Below are 19,215 nucleotides of genomic sequence, written 5' to 3' on the forward strand. Positions count from 1 at the left end.
GGCGCTTTTTTGATTCTATGATTTTTAGAGGCTATTAGTCAGTATCGCTAAATACTGACGCCACTTCTGTTGGGGTTAAGTGGCGCCATTCTCCGGGCGCTAAATCTAAGCTGATGACGCCTACTTGCTGTCGATGCAGGCCAACCACCTTATTGCCCATGAAGGCAAACATGCGTTTAACCTGATGATAGCGCCCCTCGCTAATGCTAAGTAATACCTGCCGAGGCGCGAGCATATGGATACTGGCAGCTAAGGTATAGGTTGTTTCCCCTGGGAGTAATAGTCCCTCAGCAAAGCGCGCTTGAATACGCAGAAATTCATCAGTATCAAGTGGGTCTCGCAGATCAACGCGGTAAATCTTTTCGCACACAAACTGCGGGTTAAATACTTGAAATGACCAGCGGCCATCATCAGTGATGAGCACTAAGCCTGTGGTATCGGCATCAAGTCGCCCAGCAATATGCATGTCACTGCTGTTCGGTAAGTTTAAATAATTAAATACACTCGGATAATCGCCATCCACATTGGAGCATAAAGTGCCTGCAGGCTTATGCAGCATGATATAGCGCGATGACCGCGCAATAAGGCGCTCGCCATTAAGAGTAATGCAATTATTCTCATGCACTTGCATCGATGCCAAAGTAGGATATTCACCATTAACGGCAATCTTACCGGCGGCAATGAGGCTGGTGGCCTGCGCGCGGGTCAACTCAGTGCTTTTACATATAAATTTATCAAGACGCATTTAAAAACTCAGTACACAGACTAAAACCAACACCTTGCCACACTTACTGTGAGCATTAGGAGCCAGCGGATTATCACTTCGCTCATTGTATCTTATTATCCGCAGCCAATGGTTTTTGGCTGACAGAGTTAACTTGGCTGATTTCTCCCACAAAAAAGCCGAGCTTAGGCTCGGCTGGATTCGTCCGTCAGAATTAGCTCGGCTGTGTACCTAGTGCGCTAATAAACCGCGACTACGTAGCAGTGACTCAATACCGGCCTCTTTACCTCTAAATTGCTGGTAGAGCATCATAGGATCGGCGCTGCCACCTTGGGATAAAATATAGTGGCGGAATGCTTTTGCTGTCTTCTCATCGAAAATACCGTTTTCTTTAAAGGCTTCATAGGCATCGGCGCCTAAGATGTCAGACCAGAGGTAACTGTAATAACCTGCTGAATAGCCGCCGGCAAAGATATGGGAGAAATAGGTACTGCGATATCTAGGGACTATTTCCTTAATGAGCCCCATATTAGCGAGCGACTCGGCTTCAAATTTAGCGGCATCTTGCGGCTTAGGGTTGGTCAGCGTATGCCAGTCTAAATCAAGCTTAGTGGCGGCCATATATTCAACGGTGGCAAAGCCTTGATTAAACTTACTGGCCGCTTGAATTTTTGCGACTAACTCAGTAGGGATAACTTCACCCGTTTGATAATGCTTAGCAAATTGCGCTAATACTTCGGGCTCAGTCATCCAGTTTTCCATGACTTGCGATGGAAATTCCACATAGTCACGAGGGACTGCGGTACCCGCCTGTGAGCGATATTGCACGTTTGATAACATGCCATGAAGCGCATGGCCAAATTCGTGGAATAGGGTACTGGCTTCATCAAAGGTCAGTAGGCTTGGCTCACCAGGTGCGCCTTTAGGGTAATTGAGCACATTGACTATGATGGGCACTGAGGTGTCGCCATTCATTTGATATTGAGGGCGATAGGCATTCATCCACGCGCCAGCGCGCTTACTGTCACGGATGAAATAGTCACCCATAAAAATGGCTAATAATTTGCCATCGTTATCAAATACTTCAAAGGTGCGTACATCTTGATGATATTTAGGCAAGTCGTGACGTTCTTTAACCGTAATGCCAAATAGCTTATTGGCTGTATAAAATACGCCTTGCAGTGTGTTTTCTAATGAAAAGTAAGGGCGGGTATCTTGCTCATTGAAGGCATACTTGGCCACTCGAATTTTATCGGCGTAATAATCCCAATCCCAAGCGGCTAAGGTGAAATGTTGGCCTTGCTCATTAATTAGCGCCTGCATGGTTGCAACTTCAGCCTGAGCCTGTGCAAGGGCGGCGGGCCACACCTTGTTTAGTAAGCTGTAAACATTTTCAGGGGTCTTAGCCGTTCGTTCTTCTAATACCAAGTGCGCGTGTGTTGGGTAGCCAAGTAACGCCGCGCGCTCAGCCCTAAGGGCGGCCATAGTCGCTAATATTTGTTTGTTATCATTGGCATTGTTGTTATTGCCACGGGCAACATAGGCTTCAAAAATTTGCTTACGTAATTCGCGATTATCGGCATAAGATAAAAAGGGGGTGATAGACGGTTTTTGCGTGGTGAATATCCACTGGTCGGTTAACCCTTTTTGCTTGGCACTTTCGGCTGCCGCTGCAATCACGTTGGCAGGAAGACCGGCCAAATCTTCTTTTTTGCTGATGATAAGTTCATAAGCATTGGTTTCGGCCAGTAAGTTGTCACCAAACTCCAAGCTTAAGCTATCTAAACGTTGGTTAAAATCGCGAAGCTTAATTTTGTCTTGCTCATTTAAATTGGCGCCGCCGCGCACAAAGCTTTGATAAGTATCAGTCAGTAGCTTTTGTTGGGCAGGGGTTAAGCTTGAGTCTGGCGCTTGATAAACAGCTTTCACCCGCTGGAATAACGCATCATTGAGCATAATGTCATCATTGGCGGCAGATAATAGTGGCGACACCTGTTTAGAGATGGCGCGCAGCTCGTCATTGGTATCAGCACTGGTTAAATTGAAAAACACCCCTTGCACCTTCGCCAGTAAGTTCCCTGAAAACTCCATTGCTTCTATGGTGTTAGCAAAACTGGCCGCTTCTTTATTGTTAATAATGGCGTTAATTTCAGCCTGCTGCTCGCCAATGGCGCGCTCAAAAGCTGGGAGATAATGCTCTGGCTTAATTTTGCTAAAGTCTGGAATTTCTAAATAAGTGTTGTAAGGCGTGAAAAATGGATTTTGTTCAGTAACCGTTTGGCTTGACTGCGCTGTTGGTGCTTGAGTTTTAGCCATACCTGTAGTCGCTAACTCTTGGCTGCAAGCACTGGTGAGTAGCACTAAGCCTATGCTAGCGGCAAGATAGGTGATTTTCATGGTTAAGTCCTTGTAGGGCATCAATGGGTTTATACATCAGACCATAAGTTTGTTATTGGTTTTATGATGCTGCTGATGATTAATTACTTTGCGATAACAAAGCTATCACAGTTGGTGGGTGCTGGCTAATTAACCATAAAGGCACACAAGCCACATTAAGTGGCTTGTGGTGTATCTGTTGTGAGGGATTAGAGTATTTGCATGTGGCTTGCTTATAACAGACTGATTGCTATCTCATCTAAGGCGCTTATGACTGTGGTTATGCTGGCGCCTTGATGTTGATTCTTATTCCGAGTTAGTGGCCCGCCGTTAGTGATGCGCCGCGGCGAGGATCTGAGCTACCGAACCAACCGACAGGCGCCCGCATAATGGATTGAGTGCTGCCCATGGCACCTTGTATTTTAGTGACATGGCCTTTAGCTTGTAAGAGGCTAATGGTATCGCTATTAATCGAGCGCTCATGCAGTAATTCATCGGGCAACCATTGATGATGAATTCTGCCAGCTTGGGTGGCTTCGGCAATATTCATCTGATAATCAATCACATTGGTTATGATTTGTAAGGTTGTACTGATAATGCGTGAACCGCCAGGGCTGCCAGTCACTAACAAAATGTTGCCATCTTTTAAGATCAAGGTTGGACTCATTGAACTTAATGGCCGCTTACGTGCTTGCACGGCATTGGCGGCGCCGCCAATCAATCCAAAACCGTTAGCAACCCCTGGTTTTGCTGAAAAGTCATCCATTTCATTATTGAGCAATATGCCAGTACCAGCAGCAACTAGGCCAGATCCATAACTAAAGTTAAGGGTATAGGTATTAGAAACGGCATTGCCCCATTGGTCGACCACTGAATAGTGAGTGGTTTGTGGGCTTTCGTTCTTGAGCATGGCACCAGGTTTGATTTCGCTTGCTGGGGTTGCCTCGTCCTTGATGCTAGCGGCTAACTGTTTAGCATACGCCTTAGCGATTAATGCTTGGGTTGGCACAGGGTAAAAATCAGGGTCGCCTAAATATTCACTTCTATCGGCATAGGCCAATTTCATGGTTTCAGTCAGCAAATGTAAGCTCGCGGCGCTGTTGTGGCCAAGCTCTCCTAAAGGGAAATTTTCTAAGGTATTCAGCATTTGGATAATATGTATGCCGCCAGATGAGGGCGGCGGCATAGAGATTACTTGATGGCCGCGATACTCTCCCGCCACAGGAGTGCGCTCGACCACTTGATAATCACGCATATCTGCTAGCGATAAAATTCCGCCAGCTTCAGCTACGGCTGCCACGATTTTTTGCGCGGTTTCACCCTGATAAAACCCCGCCGCGCCTTGTTGTGCAATTAAGCGCAGGCTATTGGCCAGTTGTGGCTGCTTTAACACTGTATTAGGCGCGAAATTGTCACCATTTGGCTGATAAAAAATGGCTGCCGTACTTGGCCAGCGGCTGAGTTTAGGCTTTAACGCAGCAAGTGATTGCGCTAAATCATAACTTACGGTTATCCCTTGCTCGGCAAGGGCAATGGCGGGCGCTATGACTTGCGCGGGTGACATAGTGCCATATTTGTCCAACGCGCTCAGAAGCCCCATCACAGTGCCAGGCACACCGACAGCTAAGCCATGCTCTTTAGACAGTAATGGATTGACTTTACCTTGTGTATCTAAAAACAAATCTTGGTGGGCTAATGCTGGCGCCATTTCACGGTAATCTATCGCTATGGTTTGTTTTTTTTCGGCAAGATACACCAACATAAAACCGCCGCCGCCAATATTACCGGCTCTGGGTAAAGTAACCGCTAAGGCAAAGCCTGTGGCTACTGCGGCATCTATGGCGTTGCCGCCTTGCTTTAAAATATCGACCCCAATTTGAGTAGCGAGCGCCTCTTGGCTGGCAACCATGCCATGCTCAGCCCACTCTGGCTGCGCTGTGGCTAAATGTTCATAAATCACCGCGGGTGGATTGGGGGGCTGAGCTGCGCTAGATGTTAGGCTTAATGGTAAGCATAACATTATGATTAACGTAGACTTAGATATAGATGCTGGCATTAGAAAAGAGGGTTTCGCCCATGGCATTGATGATTTAGCGCACGTTAATGAGGCTGGCAATTTAGGCAGGCTTGGCTGCTGGAACGGCTTAGTTATAGTCATGCTTATCTGACACTAATGTTGTTTTAATGTTTAGTAATGTGCCGTTAATTAACTGAAATTGCAACGCTCTAGCGTGAGAGCAATAAGCGTGAGCGCGGTGATAGTGCCAAAATGATAATTGAGCGAGCTTAATGGCGCTCGCTCAAGGGTATGTCACTTATTGTTATTTAGGGAAAATAGCCTCTTAAATCATTTACCCTAAGGCCAGCCAACCACCGACCAAAATCATTAAGCTGCCAGCAATGCGGTTCATTAGCTTAATGTTATCCCCTTGGCTTAAAAACAGTTTTAGGGTTTTGCCACCGGATGCATAAAGCATCATGCACACAAACTCAGACACTAAAATAATGACAATTAACGCCATTAACTGTACAGGCATAGATTCTTGCGGATTAATAAAGGGAGGCAATAAAGACACCATAAATGCCCAGCCCTTAGGATTGGCAATCGCTGTGCCGAACCCTTGAGAGAACAAAGTAATGCGGCTAATACTTTTTTGGCTATCGGCGACTATGGCCATACTGCCGCGACTGCGCCACATATTGATGCCGACATAAATAAGATACACGCCGCCCACCCATTTAAGCAGCGAGAACACTTGCGGGTAATTCAACATTAAGCTGGCAACGCCCATGACGGCGGCGATAGCAACTATGGCAACCCCTAACAGTTCACCTAACATCATCCATAAGGTTTTACGCACCCCTATGCTCATGCCTAATGTCATGGCTAAGGTCATACACAACCCCGGAGTAATAGAAACAAAGAAGAAGGTTGGGATAAATACCGCAAGTAAGGTGAAATCAGGCATACAGGTCTTAAGCAAACAAAGGTAAAGAATATTACCTGTGAAATGACGTTAAAAAAACTGCCAATCAGTGACTCATTGGCAGTCTGTGAGATATCGCATGAAATCAGTTGGTGCTTGGCAATAAAACTCTGATTCCAGCAAGTATAGCGTTGAGTTATAACACGCCGCGGCGCGCTTGATCGCGTTCAATGGATTCAAACAAGGCTTTAAAGTTACCTTCACCAAAGCCTAAATTGTTTTTGCGTTGAATGATTTCGATGAAAATTGGCCCAAACAAATTTTTAGTGAAAATTTGCAATAAATAGCCGGATTCATCGCCATCCACCAGAATTTGATGATTCTTGATTTTCTCTCTGTCCTCTGTGACTTGTGGCAATCTATCAAAAATGGTGTCGTAGTATTCTGGGATAATATCTAACGTGCTGATATGAGTACCAGCCATAGCATCAAGGGATGCCACTATATCCCTGCTTCTAAAGGCCAAATGCTGTACGCCTGGGCCATTATATTCACGCAGATATTCATCAATTTGATTATTGTCGTTGCCTTTGCCCTCATTAATCGGAATGCAAAAACTGCCATCGGGCGAGCGCAACGCATAAGAGATGAGGGCGGTTTGTACGCCGCTAATGTCAAAGTAGCGCACCTCAGTAAACCCAAAAATGTCCTTATAGAAGTTTGCCCAGTACTGCATTGTGCCTTTAAAGACATTATTAGTGAGGTGATCGACTTCAATAAAACCCTTATCTTTCACTACGATGGGCTCGGCTAAATCCACAAAATCGCGCTCATAAATGCTGCCGTTAGCGCCAAAGGTATCAATAAAATAAATTAAGCTGTCACCTATGCCATAAATGGCGGGATAAGGTAGGTCTGTAACCTCCCGCGGGGCAGGCTTAGCGCCACGAGCGACGGCTTGCTCAAAGGCAAAGTTAGCATCTAGCACGCGCCAGCCCATAGAGCTAATGGCAGGTCCATGACTTTTAGTAAATGCAGCGCTAAAGCCTTGTTTAGAGCGATTAAGTAAAAAGTTGATGTCATTTTGGCGGTAATAAATGATGTCGTGCTCATGATGTTTTTTCAGCATAGAAAAGCCAAAATCGATAAAAACTTGGTGCATAAAGTTGAGGTTTGGACTGGCAAATTCGGTAAATTCTATGCCCATCAAACCTAAAGGATTGGTTGTTGTTGCCATTTTTATGTCCTTGATCGCAAATTTTGTGGGTGATTAAGGCTGACCATTATTCAAGCCAAGAATTAACGTAATCAGCGGCCATACTGTGTTTAACATGGGCTGTAAGCTGCAACGGGGCAAAAGTATCGACCATCACCGCATATTCGTGAGTTTCTTTTTTGCCGATACTGGCTTCTGTCTTACCAGGCTGCGGCCCATGAGCAACGCCTTTTTGATGCAAAGTTAAAAAGCCTGCCTGTATGCCTTTGCGACTCATAAAGTCGCCATCGACGTAATACAAGACTTCATCGCTATCGATATTGTTATGAAAGTAAGGCGCCGGAATGGCTTGGGGATGGAAGTCATAAAGGCGCGGCACAAAATTGCAAATCACAAAGTTATGGGCGCTAAACAACAAATGCTCTGAGGGCGGTAAATGAATTTTACCTACCTTAGGAGCGTAATCCTTAATATTCAATGCCCAAGGGTACACACAGCCATCCCAGCCCACTAGATCAAACGGATGCCACTGCAGCAGGGTTTGCTGATACTTGTCGCCAAACTTACTGATCAAGCTAAATTGCCCTTGTTCAACAATCGCCTCAGTCAACTGTGGCGTTCGAATATCGCGCTCACAATATGGGGCTGACTCCAGCATTTGCCCATACTCATTACGAAAATGGCGCGGCACTTCCACCATGGACATAGACTCAATAATAAATAATCTAACGTCTTGATAATCATCGAACATTAGCTGGTAGGTGGTGCCGCGAGGTATGACTAGATAGTCCCATTGGCGCACAGCTAACACGCCGTATTCACTGAGTAATTGGCCTTGACCTTGGTGGACAAAAATCACTTCATCGGCGTAGGCATTGCGGTAGAAGTTATCTGTGCCTTCACTCACTTTTGCTGTGTACATGGCAAGATCGTTGTTATAAAACAGCTTGTTACGCGCCGAAAAGAAATTACCGCTTTTATCAACGACACGAGAATCCAGTTTGTAGTTTTGAATTAATGCATCTTGCCAGTTATCGCCATGGTCAATATCAAATACGCGGTTTTCTAAAATCTTGGTCGGCATATTGTGATGATATTTATTGGAATAAATGTTGGAAAACCCATGGGTGGAGAACAGTTCTTCTCGATATAACTCGCCGTTCGGTTTTTCAAAGGTGATATGACGTTTATGAGGAATATCACCTTGTTTTATATAGATGGGCATAAAATTTCCTCAGCACCTAAATGTAGGGTAAATGTGACTTTGATAACAATCTAGTTGCTTGAATCAACAAAAAAAAGAATAATAAATTGTTCAACACGTTCTATTTTTTAGATGGAGTTGCTATGCGGATTGATATTGATGCTTTTCGGGTGTTGGATATGTTGGTCGAAACTGGCAGCTTTGCCGCGGCAGCTGAGCGTTTGCACAAAGCGCAGTCGGCTGTGAGTTATCAAATCAAAAAGTTAGAGCAAGAATTAGGCATTACTTTATTGGATAGAAGCCAGTATCGCGCGCAGCTTACCCCTCAAGGCTTAGCCATTTTAAAAGAAGGTCAACGCTTATTGCAGCAATGGGATCACATCACCCAACTGGCTAGCCGCTTTGGTGAGGGCTGGGAGCCAAAGCTTGAACTGATTATTGATGGCGCCTTGCCGATGGAGCCAGTAATGACAGCCCTTAAACGTATGGCGGCTCATCAAGTGCCCACTAAAATACAGCTAAATGTCGAATTTTTAGGGGGCGTACAGCACAGATTTTTACGCGATAGCGCTGACTTGATGTTAGTGAAGGATTTTCGCTCAGGATCTCAATACCACGCCACGCCGCTACCCAGTGTGACCAGTATTTTAGTGGTAGCTTCTAGTCACGTGTTAGCGGTGAAACGCCAAGTCGAATTGCATCAATTACAGCAATTTGTAGAGCTTACTATTGAGGATTCATCGGGGGATAAGGGCTATCGGGATGATATGCAGTTTGGTGGCGATAAAGTGTTTTATTTATCAGGTTTTATGATGAAGAAAAATGCTTTACTCAAAGGCTTAGGCTTTGGTTGGATGCCAGATTATTTAGTCAATGATGAGTTAGCGAGCGGCGTACTCGTTGAAGTCGATTTTGTTGCAGGTTCGCGCTATAGCTTCACGCCGCAATTAGTGTGGAGCCAGCAGCGGCCATTAGGCCGCGCCGGCCAACTATTCACCCAACTACTGTTGGAAGAATGTGGTCAAGCGCATCACTAAACACTAAAGCAATCAAACTAAAGTAAGCAAACTCAGGAGAACTTACGTTAGCGGCCAAGCGCTAACAATTGCTGCCAATGGCTGCTACTAACGGGTTGCACACTGAGACGCGGTGATTTTATGAGTGCCAGTTCAGAAAACGGTGGCATGGATTTGATTTGTGTAAAGCTAATGACGCGCTTAAATTTTTCAACAAATTCAATATCAACTAATACCCACCTTGGATTATCTATGCTGGATTTAGCATCGAAATATGGCGAGGCGCTATCAAACTGACTTGGGTCTGGGTAGGGCGTACTCGCAACCTTAGCCAGCCCGACTATGCCGGGTTGTTTACAGCTTGAATGGTAAAATAAAATGCCATCGCCAATTTGCATGTGATCGCGAATAAAATTACGGGCTTGATAATTGCGTATGCCAGACCAAGGTTCAACCTTAGGCGCCAACTTGGCAAGATCGTTAATACTAAATTCGTCCGGCTCTGATTTCAGCAACCAATACTGCATAAATGAATGTCTCTTAAGAAAAGCGATACTGGCTATCATACGCTAAAGGGCAGGGATACTCATAACCGTCAGGCAGAAATTAAGGACAGGTATTATGCACTTAGCTTATGAAGTGAGCTTAAGTGCTGAGCTTAAGTACTGAGCTTAAGTACTGAGGTCAAACTCAGGAAATTTGAGACACTGAGTGCGCAGAAATAACAGGACGGTTAGCTTTAGAATTAATTTATAGCGCCAGCAGCTTGATCGGGTAGAAGAATCATGCCCCACGCGGGGCATGATATATCAAGGCTAATACTTAGGATTATTCAGCAAATGGCTGAGGTCTTGGAGTATTGGCGTTCGATGGCGGCAAAATTGGCAATACAATTTGTGGCTGCTCGCCGGTTAACGACTTTAAGAAAGCAACCATCTGTACAGTTTGCTGCTCATTAAGCTTCTGACCTAATTGAATATCAGCCATGACATTAACGGCTTGCTCTAAGTCCCACACGCTACCATCGTGGAAGTAGGGGTAGGTGAGTTCAATATTGCGCAGGGTTGGCACTTTAAATACATGCAGATCGGCATCTTTACCTGTCACACCTTTACGCCCTTCGGCAGGGTTATTGGTATGGAACGGCTTAATTAAGCCCATCTTCATATACATGGTGCCGCCAACCGCAGGGCCATTGTGACAAGCAACACAGCCCTTATCTTTAAATAACTGATAACCGGCTAACGCATCATCGCTAATTGCTGCCTTATTTCCTGCCAGATATAGATCAAATGGGCTATTAGGCGTCACTAAGGTTTTTTCAAATTCAGCAATAGCATCGGTGATCATGTCAATATCGATTTTATCGCTGCCATAGACTTGCTTGAACTTAGCGCGATAGCCAGGCAAAGACGCTAAGGTATCAATGGCCAGTTCATGGGTGAATGCCATTTCTTTCGGGTTAGCGATCGGGCCGCCAGCTTGCTCTTTTAAGTCTTTTGCTCGGCCGTCCCAAAATTGCGCCAGCATCAAGTCAGCATTCAGTACGGTAGGAGAGTTAATCGGGCCTTGCTGCCATTTATCACCAATCGAGGTTGGAATGGCGTCAACGCCGCCTAATGACAAGTTGTGGCATGAGTTACAAGAGATAAAACCTGACATGGATAATCTAGGTTCAAAATACAGCATTTTGCCTAGCTCTACTTTTTCAGGCGCGGTAATTTTTGCTGGCTGGATGATATCAATCGGTTCGGCGCTTGCCAGCGGCGAACAGAGCAAAGCTAACATGACCCAATTAAATTTCACAGGTAATTCCCTTATAAATAGTATGTGTAAGAGAATGGTATACATAAAATAAGTTATTGAATATTAATAAAATTAGATTGAGTCTATCGGCAGTGTTGATTAAATATTTGTGATCAATGACATGGAATTGTTCGAAATAGCTTGATAGGTATACACTATACTTACAAGCCGTTGCCTGCGATAAGGATTCAGACTCGACTATGTCAGCCAATTTTACTAAATTTGCGATAGCCGCCAGATGTCATTTTCTATCCTTAATGCTAGTGGCAGGCTTGAGCCCACTTCAATGCTTTAGCGACACTTTAAAACTCACCTCTGGGCTATGGCCACCGTATTCTGGGCAAACGTTAAAGCAACAAGGCGCGAGCGTGGCCGTGGTTAAAGCGGCCTTGCAAGCTGTAGGGCATGATCTTGAAGTAGATTTTTATCCTTGGGATCGAACCAAAAAATTAGCCAGTATTAATGCCGGTCAATATCAAGGTTATTTTCCGACTTATGCCTTTGATAGTAATGAATTTATTTTCTCAAATCCTATTGGCGTGAGCTATATCGGTTTAGCCACTAAGCAAGTGGCTCCCTTAGTGTGGTTGCAGTTAAGCGACTTAACTCTATATACCTTAGGGGTGATTGAACCCTTAACTAGCCCCAACCAGCCAATGACGGCGCTATTTGCTGCCGATCAACCACTTATTGTTGCCGGATCAGATGCGCATAATTTGCAGTTGCTTGCGAGTAATCGCATTGATGGCGCGGTAATTGACCCTTGGGTGATGAAATACTGGTTAAACCAAGAGCCATTAACCTCAGTGGCTAAGCAATTGCAAATGCAGCCTAAAGTTTTGATTAGCCAAGATTTGTTGATTGCATTTAGTGCGAATGAACAAGGGGCGATGTGGCGTCTACGAGTGAATGAGGGCCTAAGTAAAATAGACCCTCAAGCTGTGATGAATAGTTACCTAACTAAATCTTACTAGTTAAGTGCTATTAGATAAGTCAGATTGGCGTTTGATTATGGTTTAGCGACTATGGTCTGACCAATCGGGGTTAGGCTTAACATAGCGAGCTTAAGGTGTTGCAATCCAAACGGAATACCTATGATAGTAATGAAATAGCCAAGGGCAAACACTAGATGACCTAATCCCAGCCAGAAGCCAAAAATCACAAACCAAATAATATTACCTAGCATACCGAAAGAGCTAGTACCTAAATCTTCTTGGCCAGAAACTAGCTGCCGATTAACGCTTTGCTGACCAAAAGGCCAGAATGCCATTTCACCAATAACAAAACAGGCGCGGCCGAACGGTATGCCGATAATACTAATAAAGCACAAGACTCCGGCTAACCACCATCCTAATCCCATGATAAAACCGCCGCACACTATCCAGAGGATATTTAATAATAAACGCAAGAGTGACATGAAAAGCTCCACTAACTAAAACTAAGGTTTAGCAAATTTGATGCCATCATCATAATTCATTGACTACAGTAAATAAAATTAATGTCTGTTGAGATTGGTTGGTGAGTTTAACCAATATGTGGTTAAGTTTAGCAACGAAAATCGTTAAAATAGCTTTTTTGTCTTTCTAAGTGTTTATGAAACTAGCGCACACGCCCATTCAAGCATTCCAGTTTTTACATTATCAACTCTTGATTAAGCGCGACGACTTATTGCACCCGTTATTTTCCGGCAATAAAGCGCGTAAGTTCTATGGCTTATTAGCCTTAGAATCGGGTGCTATCAATACTTTGATTGGTTATGGGTCGCCGCAAGCTAATTCACTGCTCTCTATGGCAGCCTTGGCGCAGTTAAAGGGCTGGAAACTTGAGTTCTATGTTGATCATATTGCTGGATTCTTGCTTGAAAACCCGACGGCCAATTACCAGCGGTCATTAGCTTTAGGCGCCAACATAATACCGATAAATTCAATTGTTGCTGCGACCGGAATGACATGTCAGCAATACATTGAGAGGGTGAGATTGCAGCAATCTGATGCTGCACAATGTTTATTTGTACCTGAAGGCGGGCGCTGTCAATTAGCCTATGAGGGCGTTGCTAAGTTGGCCGATGAAATTATTGCTGAATATCAAGGCAATTCAGAACCTTTAGATGTATTTCTCCCATCTGGCACAGGCACAACTGCTTTCTTTTTGCATCGCCGTTTTAAAGAATGTGCCGTGGATATTAATGTCATCACCTGCGCTGCTGTCGGCGGTAGTGATTATCTGCAAACTCAGTTTAATGAATTAGGCGCTGCTACTTACGGTATGCCTGAAATAGTCACATTAGCGAAAAAATATCATTTTGGTAAACCGTATCTTGAAGGCTATCAACTATGGCAAGCGGTACAGCAAAGCTCTGGGATAGAGTTTGAATTGTTATATGACCCAATTGGATTTTTAGCGTTAAAACAAAGACTAATACAAGCGCAGTCACGACAAATATTGTATTTACATCAAGGAGGATTAATAGGTAATGAATCTATGCTGCCTAGGTATAGGCGCAAGTTTGAAGTTTAAGGATGAGGAATATCTAGAGGAAATAATGGAATGTGATGCATTGGTTGGCAGCAACAAGGCCTAACCTCGCATCACACTGACGACTCCTGCGTAAGGGCAGGGCGTTGAATTAACAGTTACCGCTAAGCAACCATTTCATAAATTTTAACGCATCGGTGCGTTGGGTAAACGTTTGTTTATTTTTACCCTGTCTATCGTTGAAAGCGATAGAAGATTTGTTTAGTGAAATAGAATCCACAGGAAAACATACGTTTATTTCAAGACCATCAATTTTATATGACATAGTTTAAAGCTCCATGAACACCCAGTGGTGTCGATATTTGTACAATAAGCCTTCCTCGTACTGTGAAATTTACGGGTTTGCTAGTTAAAGTAAGTTTTTTAGTTATCAAAAGTCCCTCAGTGATTAACTGAGAAGCATGTCTATTTTAGGTTTGTTTTATGACCAATAGATGACGCTGAATTAATTTCTTTCTAAGGCGGACAGCTTAAGAGGAAAGAATAGAGGAACTAGAGGTTGAACTGCCGCTGATGATAGCAAGATATTGAGATATGTCAACAATATCTTTCAAGATGTTAACTATTGAGGTTGAAATGGCGCTAAAAAGCTCAATTGGCTAGTGGGTGAAGATTGTTTAGCCAAGTTAATTCCATTGTTATTGTCGGTTTAAGCGTAAAACACGCTGAGTTTAGCGCTACATACATAATGCTTTTTAACTAACTATTTGAGCTTGCCTGATAATTTTTTTGACAACTTTTATTATTTTTATGGTTAATGGCTATACTTGCAACAAGCAATAAGGACAATTCGGTTCAAACACGTTTGAACCATGAGACAGCAGGAAAGTCATCTATGGCAAAAGTATTGGAAAGCGTCGATCAACGGACACAGTTGGTGGGTGAGAATCGACTAGAATTACTGCTGTTTCGCATCAACTCGATGCAACTTTTTGCAATTAACGTATTTAAAGTTCGAGAAGTCGTTAAGTTACCCCCCTTAAATACCTTACCAGGTAGTCATGCGCATGTGGCTGGCGTTGCCAATATCCGTGGCGTTTCTATTCCAGTTATTGATTTACGGGCGGCGATAGGTTTTAAACCCATAGAAACCACGGCTAAAAGCAATCTCATCATCACTGAATATAACCGTACCATTCAAGGTTTCTTAGTCGGTAAAGTTGAGCATATTGTAAATATGACTTGGAGTGATATTTTACCGCCGCCAAAAACGGCTGGTGCTAATAATTATCTCACCGCTATTACTCGCCTCCAAGAAAATGATCGCAGTCAGCTAGTCTCCATTATTGATGTAGAGAAGGTTCTAGCTGAAATCATTGATTATGATACGAATTTGTCTGCTGGAATTTTGGATAATGGCTTAGTTAACCATCTGAAAGGCCAGCATATTCTTGTGGTCGATGATTCTGGAACGGCGCGGCGTCAAGTCAAAGAAACCTTATGTCCGCTCGGCATTGATATTACTGAGGTACAAGATGGCTTGCAGGCATTAGAGTTGCTGCAGTCTTGGACGCGAGATGGTGTGAATGTGAACCAAAAGCTGTTGATGGTGATTACAGATGCTGAAATGCCAGAAATGGATGGTTATAAGTTAACCGCTGAAATTCGCAGTGACGAAAAATTGAAAGACTTGTACGTAGTACTCAATACTTCGTTAAGTGGCAATTTTAATAATGCTATGGCGGAAAAGGTTGGCTGTAATAAATTTATTTCAAAATTCCAACCTGATATGTTGGTGAGCCTAGTGCAGGAGCGTCTGCGCGAGAAACTTAAGGCATTGTCTAAGTGTTAGGATTGAAAGTCACTCTGCAGCTCATCAATGAGCTGTTTTTTTTGTTGCAAGCTCATGCCGCGATATAATTTAGCAAGCCGAATAGCATAAGCAAATCTAGGTTTTCCGACTATGTCCACTAAGCTGATAAGGAATGATTCATCGAGAGCATGTCGTTGAGTTTGCTCACTGATGGCCTCGCTAATATGGCTGTATTCAACACCATTAAAGCTAAATGCCATAGAGAATGGTGGCGGATAATCAATGCCATCAATCACCACTGGCCAACCTTGCGCGTTGATCCTATCCCTTGCTATTTCAAACATTTGCCATGCACTTTTTTTAAAACCACCAAAAATATTGTCATCAAAACCACTGTCGGCCAGTTCCTCTTGAGTCCAATTTTCACCTATGGCTAAATGTTTGGCATATTTTTGTCTGAGCGTGCGTTTTATTTGATCGCGGCAATGCCAAATATCTTCAAAGTAGTGTTTTTTGGCGATAGATAAACATTCTTGGCAGGCTGGAACTAGGGCTTGCGGATGCGACATCTGCGGTTTTGCGGTGGCGGGGCATAGCAGGAAATCGCTCATGGGTTCATTACAAAACCAACAGCAATGACGTTTATTAAAAGGAATCGTAATCATAAGTGCTAGATAAAACGCCGAGTGTTGCCACTCGGCGATATCAATTACTGTTGCAGCAGCTCAACATCTACCAGATGTTTAGCTAAGACGATAGGATCGACTTCAACACAGTCTTGATCGTTTTGCCAATCAATACCAATTACCACACCATCATCATTTAAATCAGATACCCAAAATTCTAAGTACTCAGATAATGGGATGGCAACGGCTTTATAGTCTGCCCAATCATCGGTGCAATTGGCTGAAGCTAAGGCTTCAGTTGACCATAATGGCATGGCATCAGTATCTTCAAAATCGGCAGAATCACATACTACCCAGCCTTCGCCTGTTTCATCTTGCAGGCCCCATAACAATTGATGCTGTTTAACATTATCGATAAAGCTGCTTAATAAAGGATCTAATTCAGACATAAGGAGTACTCAAAAAGACAAAAGATAGCGTATTGTACCACGCTTGCCACAACAGGCTCTAGCGATTGAGTATTTTTCGTCTTGTTAGCATGAATTTAATCATTCCCTCATTGTCAGACCCATTAACTTGGGTCAGGATGTGCTAAGTGTAATGATTCTGTAACCTTAGATAACGAGATTAAGGTACATATTTTTGTGCGGTTGACCCTATTATCATTGTCGGTCAGCTTTTATTTTATGCAGTTGCTATTTGAGTACATTCGCTCATGGCAAAGGTCGTTATCAGCAAGGAGTGAGGGTGTTGAAAAGACGTATTTCTATCCTATTACTGGCAGGCTCAGGCATGAGTGCTTGTGCATCATCGGCGTTAGCACCATCTGTGCCAGTCCCCAATGCGATTAATGAGCCCATCATTAAACAGCAAACCGTTAAGCAGAGCGTTGAACCTACGATTGCGCAAATAGTTGAGCAATCTAAGGCCAACTTTCCTGAGTGTATAGCGAAACTGCAACAACAAGCGCAAGCACAAGGTATTAACGCCGCCATTATTAAGGCGAGCCTAGCGGATGCGCAGTTTGTCACTAAGGTGATTGAGCTTGATAGAGCGCAACCTGAATTTAGCCAGACATTCGCTGATTACTATACTAAGCGAGTGACTGATAAGCGTATTGAGCAAGGTCGAGCCTTATATAAAGAACACCAAGTACTATTAAATAAGTTAGCGGCAGAATATGGCGTGCCGCCGCAGTATTTATTGGCATTTTGGGGCCTTGAAACCAATTTTGGTGGTTACAAAGGTAAAATGCCTGTGATTGATTCGTTGGCAACCTTAGCCTGTGAACCCAGACGCAGCACCTATTTTACCCAAGAGTTAATGCAAGCGCTGCGAATTCAGCAAATTCATGGCATAGATAAGCAAGAGATGGTGGGTTCTTGGGCGGGCGCTATGGGACACACCCAATTTATGCCAAGTGCTTATCTTAATCATGCTAAAGATGGCGATGGTGATGGTAAAATCAATCTGTGGCAAAGCACAGATGATGCTTTAACCTCTGCTGCCGCTTTCTTACAAGCGTTAGGCTGGCAAAGAGGCGAACCTTGGGGACAAGAAGTTAAGCTGGCGGCCAACTTTGACTACGCGTTACTTGGGGCTAAACACAGCCGTGATGTTGCCTTATGGGCAGATTTAGGTGTCACTCAAGCTAATGGTCAGGTATTAAGCCGTGAGTCTATGCCGGCCGCGGTATATTTACCTGCAGGTTATCAAGGCCCTGCGTTTTTGGCTTACCCTAATTTTGAAGTCATTCAGAAATGGAATCGCTCAATATTTTATGCCATTGCCGTCGGTCAGCTCGCTGATAGCATCAATGGTGGCGGTCCATTAGTGGTGCAGCCGCCTGAGCAAGCAAAATTAACCCGCGCTCAATTACAGGCGATGCAGCAGAAATTGACGGATTTAGGGTATGATGTCGGCAAACCTGATGGTGTATTTGGCCCGAGATCGAAAGCAGCATTGCAAGCCTTTCAACTAAAAGCGGGCTTAATTGCTGACGGTTACCCCCATGACACCAGTTTTAAGGCCTTAGGGCTTTAAGTGGGCATTTTTACTTAGATCAGAATTCAGAGAAGTATGATGACAGTTGCAGATAATCAAGTAGTACGTTTTATTTATCAAATTAGTGATGAGCAAGGCCAGTTATTAGAAGGCAATCATGATGAAAAGCCGGTGGCCTATTTACATGGTCACGACAACATGATGCCAGGTGTTGAAGCTATGCTTGAAGGCAAGGCTGCTGGTGAACATGTGTCTGCCATGCTGACTCCAGATCAAACCTTTGGTGAGCGCGTTGATGGCCTTGAGCAACGAGTGCCAATCAAGCACTTAGAAGGCGCTAAAACTTGGAAAGCTGGCATGCCAGCACTGGTGCATACCGAGCAAGGTCCAAGACAAGTGACAGTACTGAAAGTGGGTAAGTTCATGGCCAATGTCGATATGAATCACCCGTTAGCAGGCAAAACCTTACAATTTGATATCACTATTCTTGATACTCGTGATGCCACTGATGAAGAAATCGCTCATGGCCATGCCCATGGTGATGGCGGCCATCAGCACTAATCTCTCTTAAGTGCCAGATGCCCATATAGCTAACTATATGGGCATTTTTTTATGTCGTCTCAATGAATTGTTTAAGAATGATGGTAATAGCTGTGCGACCTAAACAGTAGCAATGAGATGGCAAGAGTAAGATAAAAAGTGAGTATCTAGTTATGGTCCTGAATATCCCCTTAGGAAAAATTATCATCACAGCGCATGAAGTGCAGGTACGCCTGACATCGAGCGGCGTTGTGCTGCAAAGCTATTGTGAGGATTTAGTGTTACTTCCTGGGCCCTTATTGCTCGCGGATGCAGGCGCTGTGCGCTGGAGCTTACCATTAAGCCAAGAGGCCGCTGATGTTATGCTGGATGTCATTGGCCCGCAATTATTAAAGCGTTAATATTCATAAACTAACCCTCAGTATGCGCTGCATTTACGCTAATAATTAGGGTATGCTTACGGTTCAATATTTTTCACTTGATGGTAT

At 43.9% G+C, this 19,215-nt stretch carries 19 protein-coding genes; 8 read left to right on the plus strand and 11 right to left on the minus strand.

Features of this window, described 5'->3' with window-relative positions:
• Positions 1-34: 34 nt before the first annotated feature.
• The 3 genes from AC1HDP_RS02490 to ggt form a co-directional block, all read right to left on the minus strand.
• Complete coding sequence (locus AC1HDP_RS02490; protein ID WP_479637537.1) at positions 35-745, minus strand: pseudouridine synthase; 711 nt, start codon at positions 743-745, stop codon at positions 35-37.
• A gap of 210 nt (positions 746-955) precedes the next feature.
• Positions 956-3,121, minus strand: a complete 2,166-nt coding sequence (locus AC1HDP_RS02495; protein WP_479637538.1) for a M3 family metallopeptidase — start codon at positions 3,119-3,121, stop codon at positions 956-958.
• Between the two features lie 295 nt (positions 3,122-3,416).
• Positions 3,417-5,156: a gamma-glutamyltransferase gene (gene ggt / locus AC1HDP_RS02500; RefSeq protein ID WP_479639804.1), complete on the minus strand. Its 1,740-nt coding sequence runs from the start codon at positions 5,154-5,156 to the stop codon at positions 3,417-3,419.
• Between ggt and AC1HDP_RS02505 the strand changes: the two genes are divergently transcribed.
• Positions 5,122-5,268, plus strand: coding sequence for a hypothetical protein (locus AC1HDP_RS02505; RefSeq protein WP_479639919.1), 147 nt, complete (start codon positions 5,122-5,124; stop codon positions 5,266-5,268). The two genes, ggt and AC1HDP_RS02505, sit on opposite strands and share 35 nt — an antisense overlap.
• Positions 5,269-5,451: 183 nt before the next feature.
• Here AC1HDP_RS02505 and AC1HDP_RS02510 read toward each other — a convergent pair whose 3' ends face one another.
• The 3 genes from AC1HDP_RS02510 to AC1HDP_RS02520 form a co-directional block, all read right to left on the minus strand.
• Positions 5,452-6,069 carry a LysE family translocator gene (locus AC1HDP_RS02510; protein ID WP_479637539.1) on the minus strand — a complete coding sequence of 206 codons (618 nt, stop codon included), beginning with the start codon at positions 6,067-6,069 and terminating at the stop codon, positions 5,452-5,454.
• Between the two features lie 154 nt (positions 6,070-6,223).
• The gene (gene hppD / locus AC1HDP_RS02515) at positions 6,224-7,264 is read right to left on the minus strand and encodes a 4-hydroxyphenylpyruvate dioxygenase (protein ID WP_479637540.1); all 1,041 of its coding nucleotides are present in this window, start codon (positions 7,262-7,264) and stop codon (positions 6,224-6,226) included.
• Positions 7,265-7,310: 46 nt separating this feature from the next.
• A complete protein-coding gene (locus AC1HDP_RS02520; RefSeq protein WP_479637541.1) occupies positions 7,311-8,468 on the minus strand; it encodes a homogentisate 1,2-dioxygenase in 1,158 nt (385 codons plus the stop codon).
• Between the two features lie 122 nt (positions 8,469-8,590).
• Between AC1HDP_RS02520 and AC1HDP_RS02525 the strand changes: the two genes are divergently transcribed.
• Complete coding sequence (locus AC1HDP_RS02525) at positions 8,591-9,484, plus strand: LysR family transcriptional regulator (protein ID WP_479637542.1); 894 nt, start codon at positions 8,591-8,593, stop codon at positions 9,482-9,484.
• Positions 9,485-9,531: 47 nt separating this feature from the next.
• Here AC1HDP_RS02525 and AC1HDP_RS02530 read toward each other — a convergent pair whose 3' ends face one another.
• Positions 9,532-9,990 carry an EVE domain-containing protein gene (locus AC1HDP_RS02530; RefSeq protein WP_479637543.1) on the minus strand — a complete coding sequence of 153 codons (459 nt, stop codon included), beginning with the start codon at positions 9,988-9,990 and terminating at the stop codon, positions 9,532-9,534.
• Between the two features lie 301 nt (positions 9,991-10,291).
• Complete coding sequence (locus AC1HDP_RS02535; protein WP_479639805.1) at positions 10,292-11,251, minus strand: cytochrome-c peroxidase; 960 nt, start codon at positions 11,249-11,251, stop codon at positions 10,292-10,294.
• Between the two features lie 218 nt (positions 11,252-11,469).
• On the opposite strand from AC1HDP_RS02535, the gene AC1HDP_RS02540 reads away from it, so the two are divergent.
• Positions 11,470-12,243 carry a substrate-binding periplasmic protein gene (locus AC1HDP_RS02540; protein WP_479637544.1) on the plus strand — a complete coding sequence of 258 codons (774 nt, stop codon included), beginning with the start codon at positions 11,470-11,472 and terminating at the stop codon, positions 12,241-12,243.
• 35 nt (positions 12,244-12,278) lie between these two features.
• Here AC1HDP_RS02540 and AC1HDP_RS02545 read toward each other — a convergent pair whose 3' ends face one another.
• On the minus strand, positions 12,279-12,686 hold the full coding sequence (locus tag AC1HDP_RS02545; RefSeq protein WP_479637545.1) for a YccF domain-containing protein: 408 nt from the start codon (positions 12,684-12,686) through the stop codon (positions 12,279-12,281).
• A 176-nt stretch (positions 12,687-12,862) separates the two neighbouring features.
• Here AC1HDP_RS02545 and AC1HDP_RS02550 point away from each other — a divergent pair, with 176 nt between their 5' ends.
• Positions 12,863-13,786 carry a pyridoxal-phosphate dependent enzyme gene (locus AC1HDP_RS02550; RefSeq protein ID WP_479637546.1) on the plus strand — a complete coding sequence of 308 codons (924 nt, stop codon included), beginning with the start codon at positions 12,863-12,865 and terminating at the stop codon, positions 13,784-13,786.
• Positions 13,787-14,639: 853 nt separating this feature from the next.
• Complete coding sequence (locus AC1HDP_RS02555) at positions 14,640-15,596, plus strand: chemotaxis protein CheV (protein ID WP_479637547.1); 957 nt, start codon at positions 14,640-14,642, stop codon at positions 15,594-15,596.
• On the opposite strand, the gene AC1HDP_RS02560 is transcribed toward AC1HDP_RS02555, so the two are convergent.
• Positions 15,593-16,168: a hypothetical protein gene (locus AC1HDP_RS02560; RefSeq protein ID WP_479637548.1), complete on the minus strand. Its 576-nt coding sequence runs from the start codon at positions 16,166-16,168 to the stop codon at positions 15,593-15,595. The two genes, AC1HDP_RS02555 and AC1HDP_RS02560, sit on opposite strands and share 4 nt — an antisense overlap.
• 98 nt (positions 16,169-16,266) lie before the next feature.
• Positions 16,267-16,632 (minus strand): DUF2750 domain-containing protein, encoded by a 366-nt coding sequence (locus AC1HDP_RS02565; RefSeq protein WP_140932334.1) that lies wholly within the window; start codon positions 16,630-16,632, stop codon positions 16,267-16,269.
• Positions 16,633-16,975: 343 nt separating this feature from the next.
• On the opposite strand from AC1HDP_RS02565, the gene AC1HDP_RS02570 reads away from it, so the two are divergent.
• From AC1HDP_RS02570 to AC1HDP_RS02580, 3 genes are all read left to right on the plus strand, one after another.
• A complete protein-coding gene (locus AC1HDP_RS02570) occupies positions 16,976-18,226 on the plus strand; it encodes a lytic murein transglycosylase (protein WP_479639806.1) in 1,251 nt (416 codons plus the stop codon).
• Positions 18,227-18,265: 39 nt separating this feature from the next.
• Positions 18,266-18,748, plus strand: coding sequence for an FKBP-type peptidyl-prolyl cis-trans isomerase (locus AC1HDP_RS02575; protein WP_140934054.1), 483 nt, complete (start codon positions 18,266-18,268; stop codon positions 18,746-18,748).
• 152 nt (positions 18,749-18,900) lie between these two features.
• Positions 18,901-19,128, plus strand: coding sequence for a DUF3389 family protein (locus AC1HDP_RS02580; protein WP_479637549.1), 228 nt, complete (start codon positions 18,901-18,903; stop codon positions 19,126-19,128).
• Positions 19,129-19,215 lie beyond the last annotated feature (87 nt).

It is taken from the genome of Shewanella sp. ISS20 (genome assembly GCF_056522965.1).

Coding starts and splice junctions, on each gene's coding strand:
- AC1HDP_RS02490 (WP_479637537.1), bottom strand. CDS start 745: ATGCGTCTTGATAAATTTATATGTAAAAGCACTGAGTTGACCCGCGCG.
- AC1HDP_RS02495 (WP_479637538.1), bottom strand. CDS start 3,121: ATGAAAATCACCTATCTTGCCGCTAGCATAGGCTTAGTGCTACTCACC.
- AC1HDP_RS02505 (WP_479639919.1), top strand. CDS start 5,122: ATGATTAACGTAGACTTAGATATAGATGCTGGCATTAGAAAAGAGGGT.
- ggt (WP_479639804.1), bottom strand. CDS start 5,156: ATGCCAGCATCTATATCTAAGTCTACGTTAATCATAATGTTATGCTTA.
- AC1HDP_RS02510 (WP_479637539.1), bottom strand. CDS start 6,069: ATGCCTGATTTCACCTTACTTGCGGTATTTATCCCAACCTTCTTCTTT.
- hppD (WP_479637540.1), bottom strand. CDS start 7,264: ATGGCAACAACAACCAATCCTTTAGGTTTGATGGGCATAGAATTTACC.
- AC1HDP_RS02520 (WP_479637541.1), bottom strand. CDS start 8,468: ATGCCCATCTATATAAAACAAGGTGATATTCCTCATAAACGTCATATC.
- AC1HDP_RS02525 (WP_479637542.1), top strand. CDS start 8,591: ATGCGGATTGATATTGATGCTTTTCGGGTGTTGGATATGTTGGTCGAA.
- AC1HDP_RS02530 (WP_479637543.1), bottom strand. CDS start 9,990: ATGCAGTATTGGTTGCTGAAATCAGAGCCGGACGAATTTAGTATTAAC.
- AC1HDP_RS02535 (WP_479639805.1), bottom strand. CDS start 11,251: ATGTTAGCTTTGCTCTGTTCGCCGCTGGCAAGCGCCGAACCGATTGAT.
- AC1HDP_RS02540 (WP_479637544.1), top strand. CDS start 11,470: ATGTCAGCCAATTTTACTAAATTTGCGATAGCCGCCAGATGTCATTTT.
- AC1HDP_RS02545 (WP_479637545.1), bottom strand. CDS start 12,686: ATGTCACTCTTGCGTTTATTATTAAATATCCTCTGGATAGTGTGCGGC.
- AC1HDP_RS02550 (WP_479637546.1), top strand. CDS start 12,863: ATGAAACTAGCGCACACGCCCATTCAAGCATTCCAGTTTTTACATTAT.
- AC1HDP_RS02555 (WP_479637547.1), top strand. CDS start 14,640: ATGGCAAAAGTATTGGAAAGCGTCGATCAACGGACACAGTTGGTGGGT.
- AC1HDP_RS02560 (WP_479637548.1), bottom strand. CDS start 16,168: ATGAGCGATTTCCTGCTATGCCCCGCCACCGCAAAACCGCAGATGTCG.
- AC1HDP_RS02565 (WP_140932334.1), bottom strand. CDS start 16,632: ATGTCTGAATTAGATCCTTTATTAAGCAGCTTTATCGATAATGTTAAA.
- AC1HDP_RS02570 (WP_479639806.1), top strand. CDS start 16,976: ATGAGTGCTTGTGCATCATCGGCGTTAGCACCATCTGTGCCAGTCCCC.
- AC1HDP_RS02575 (WP_140934054.1), top strand. CDS start 18,266: ATGACAGTTGCAGATAATCAAGTAGTACGTTTTATTTATCAAATTAGT.
- AC1HDP_RS02580 (WP_479637549.1), top strand. CDS start 18,901: ATGGTCCTGAATATCCCCTTAGGAAAAATTATCATCACAGCGCATGAA.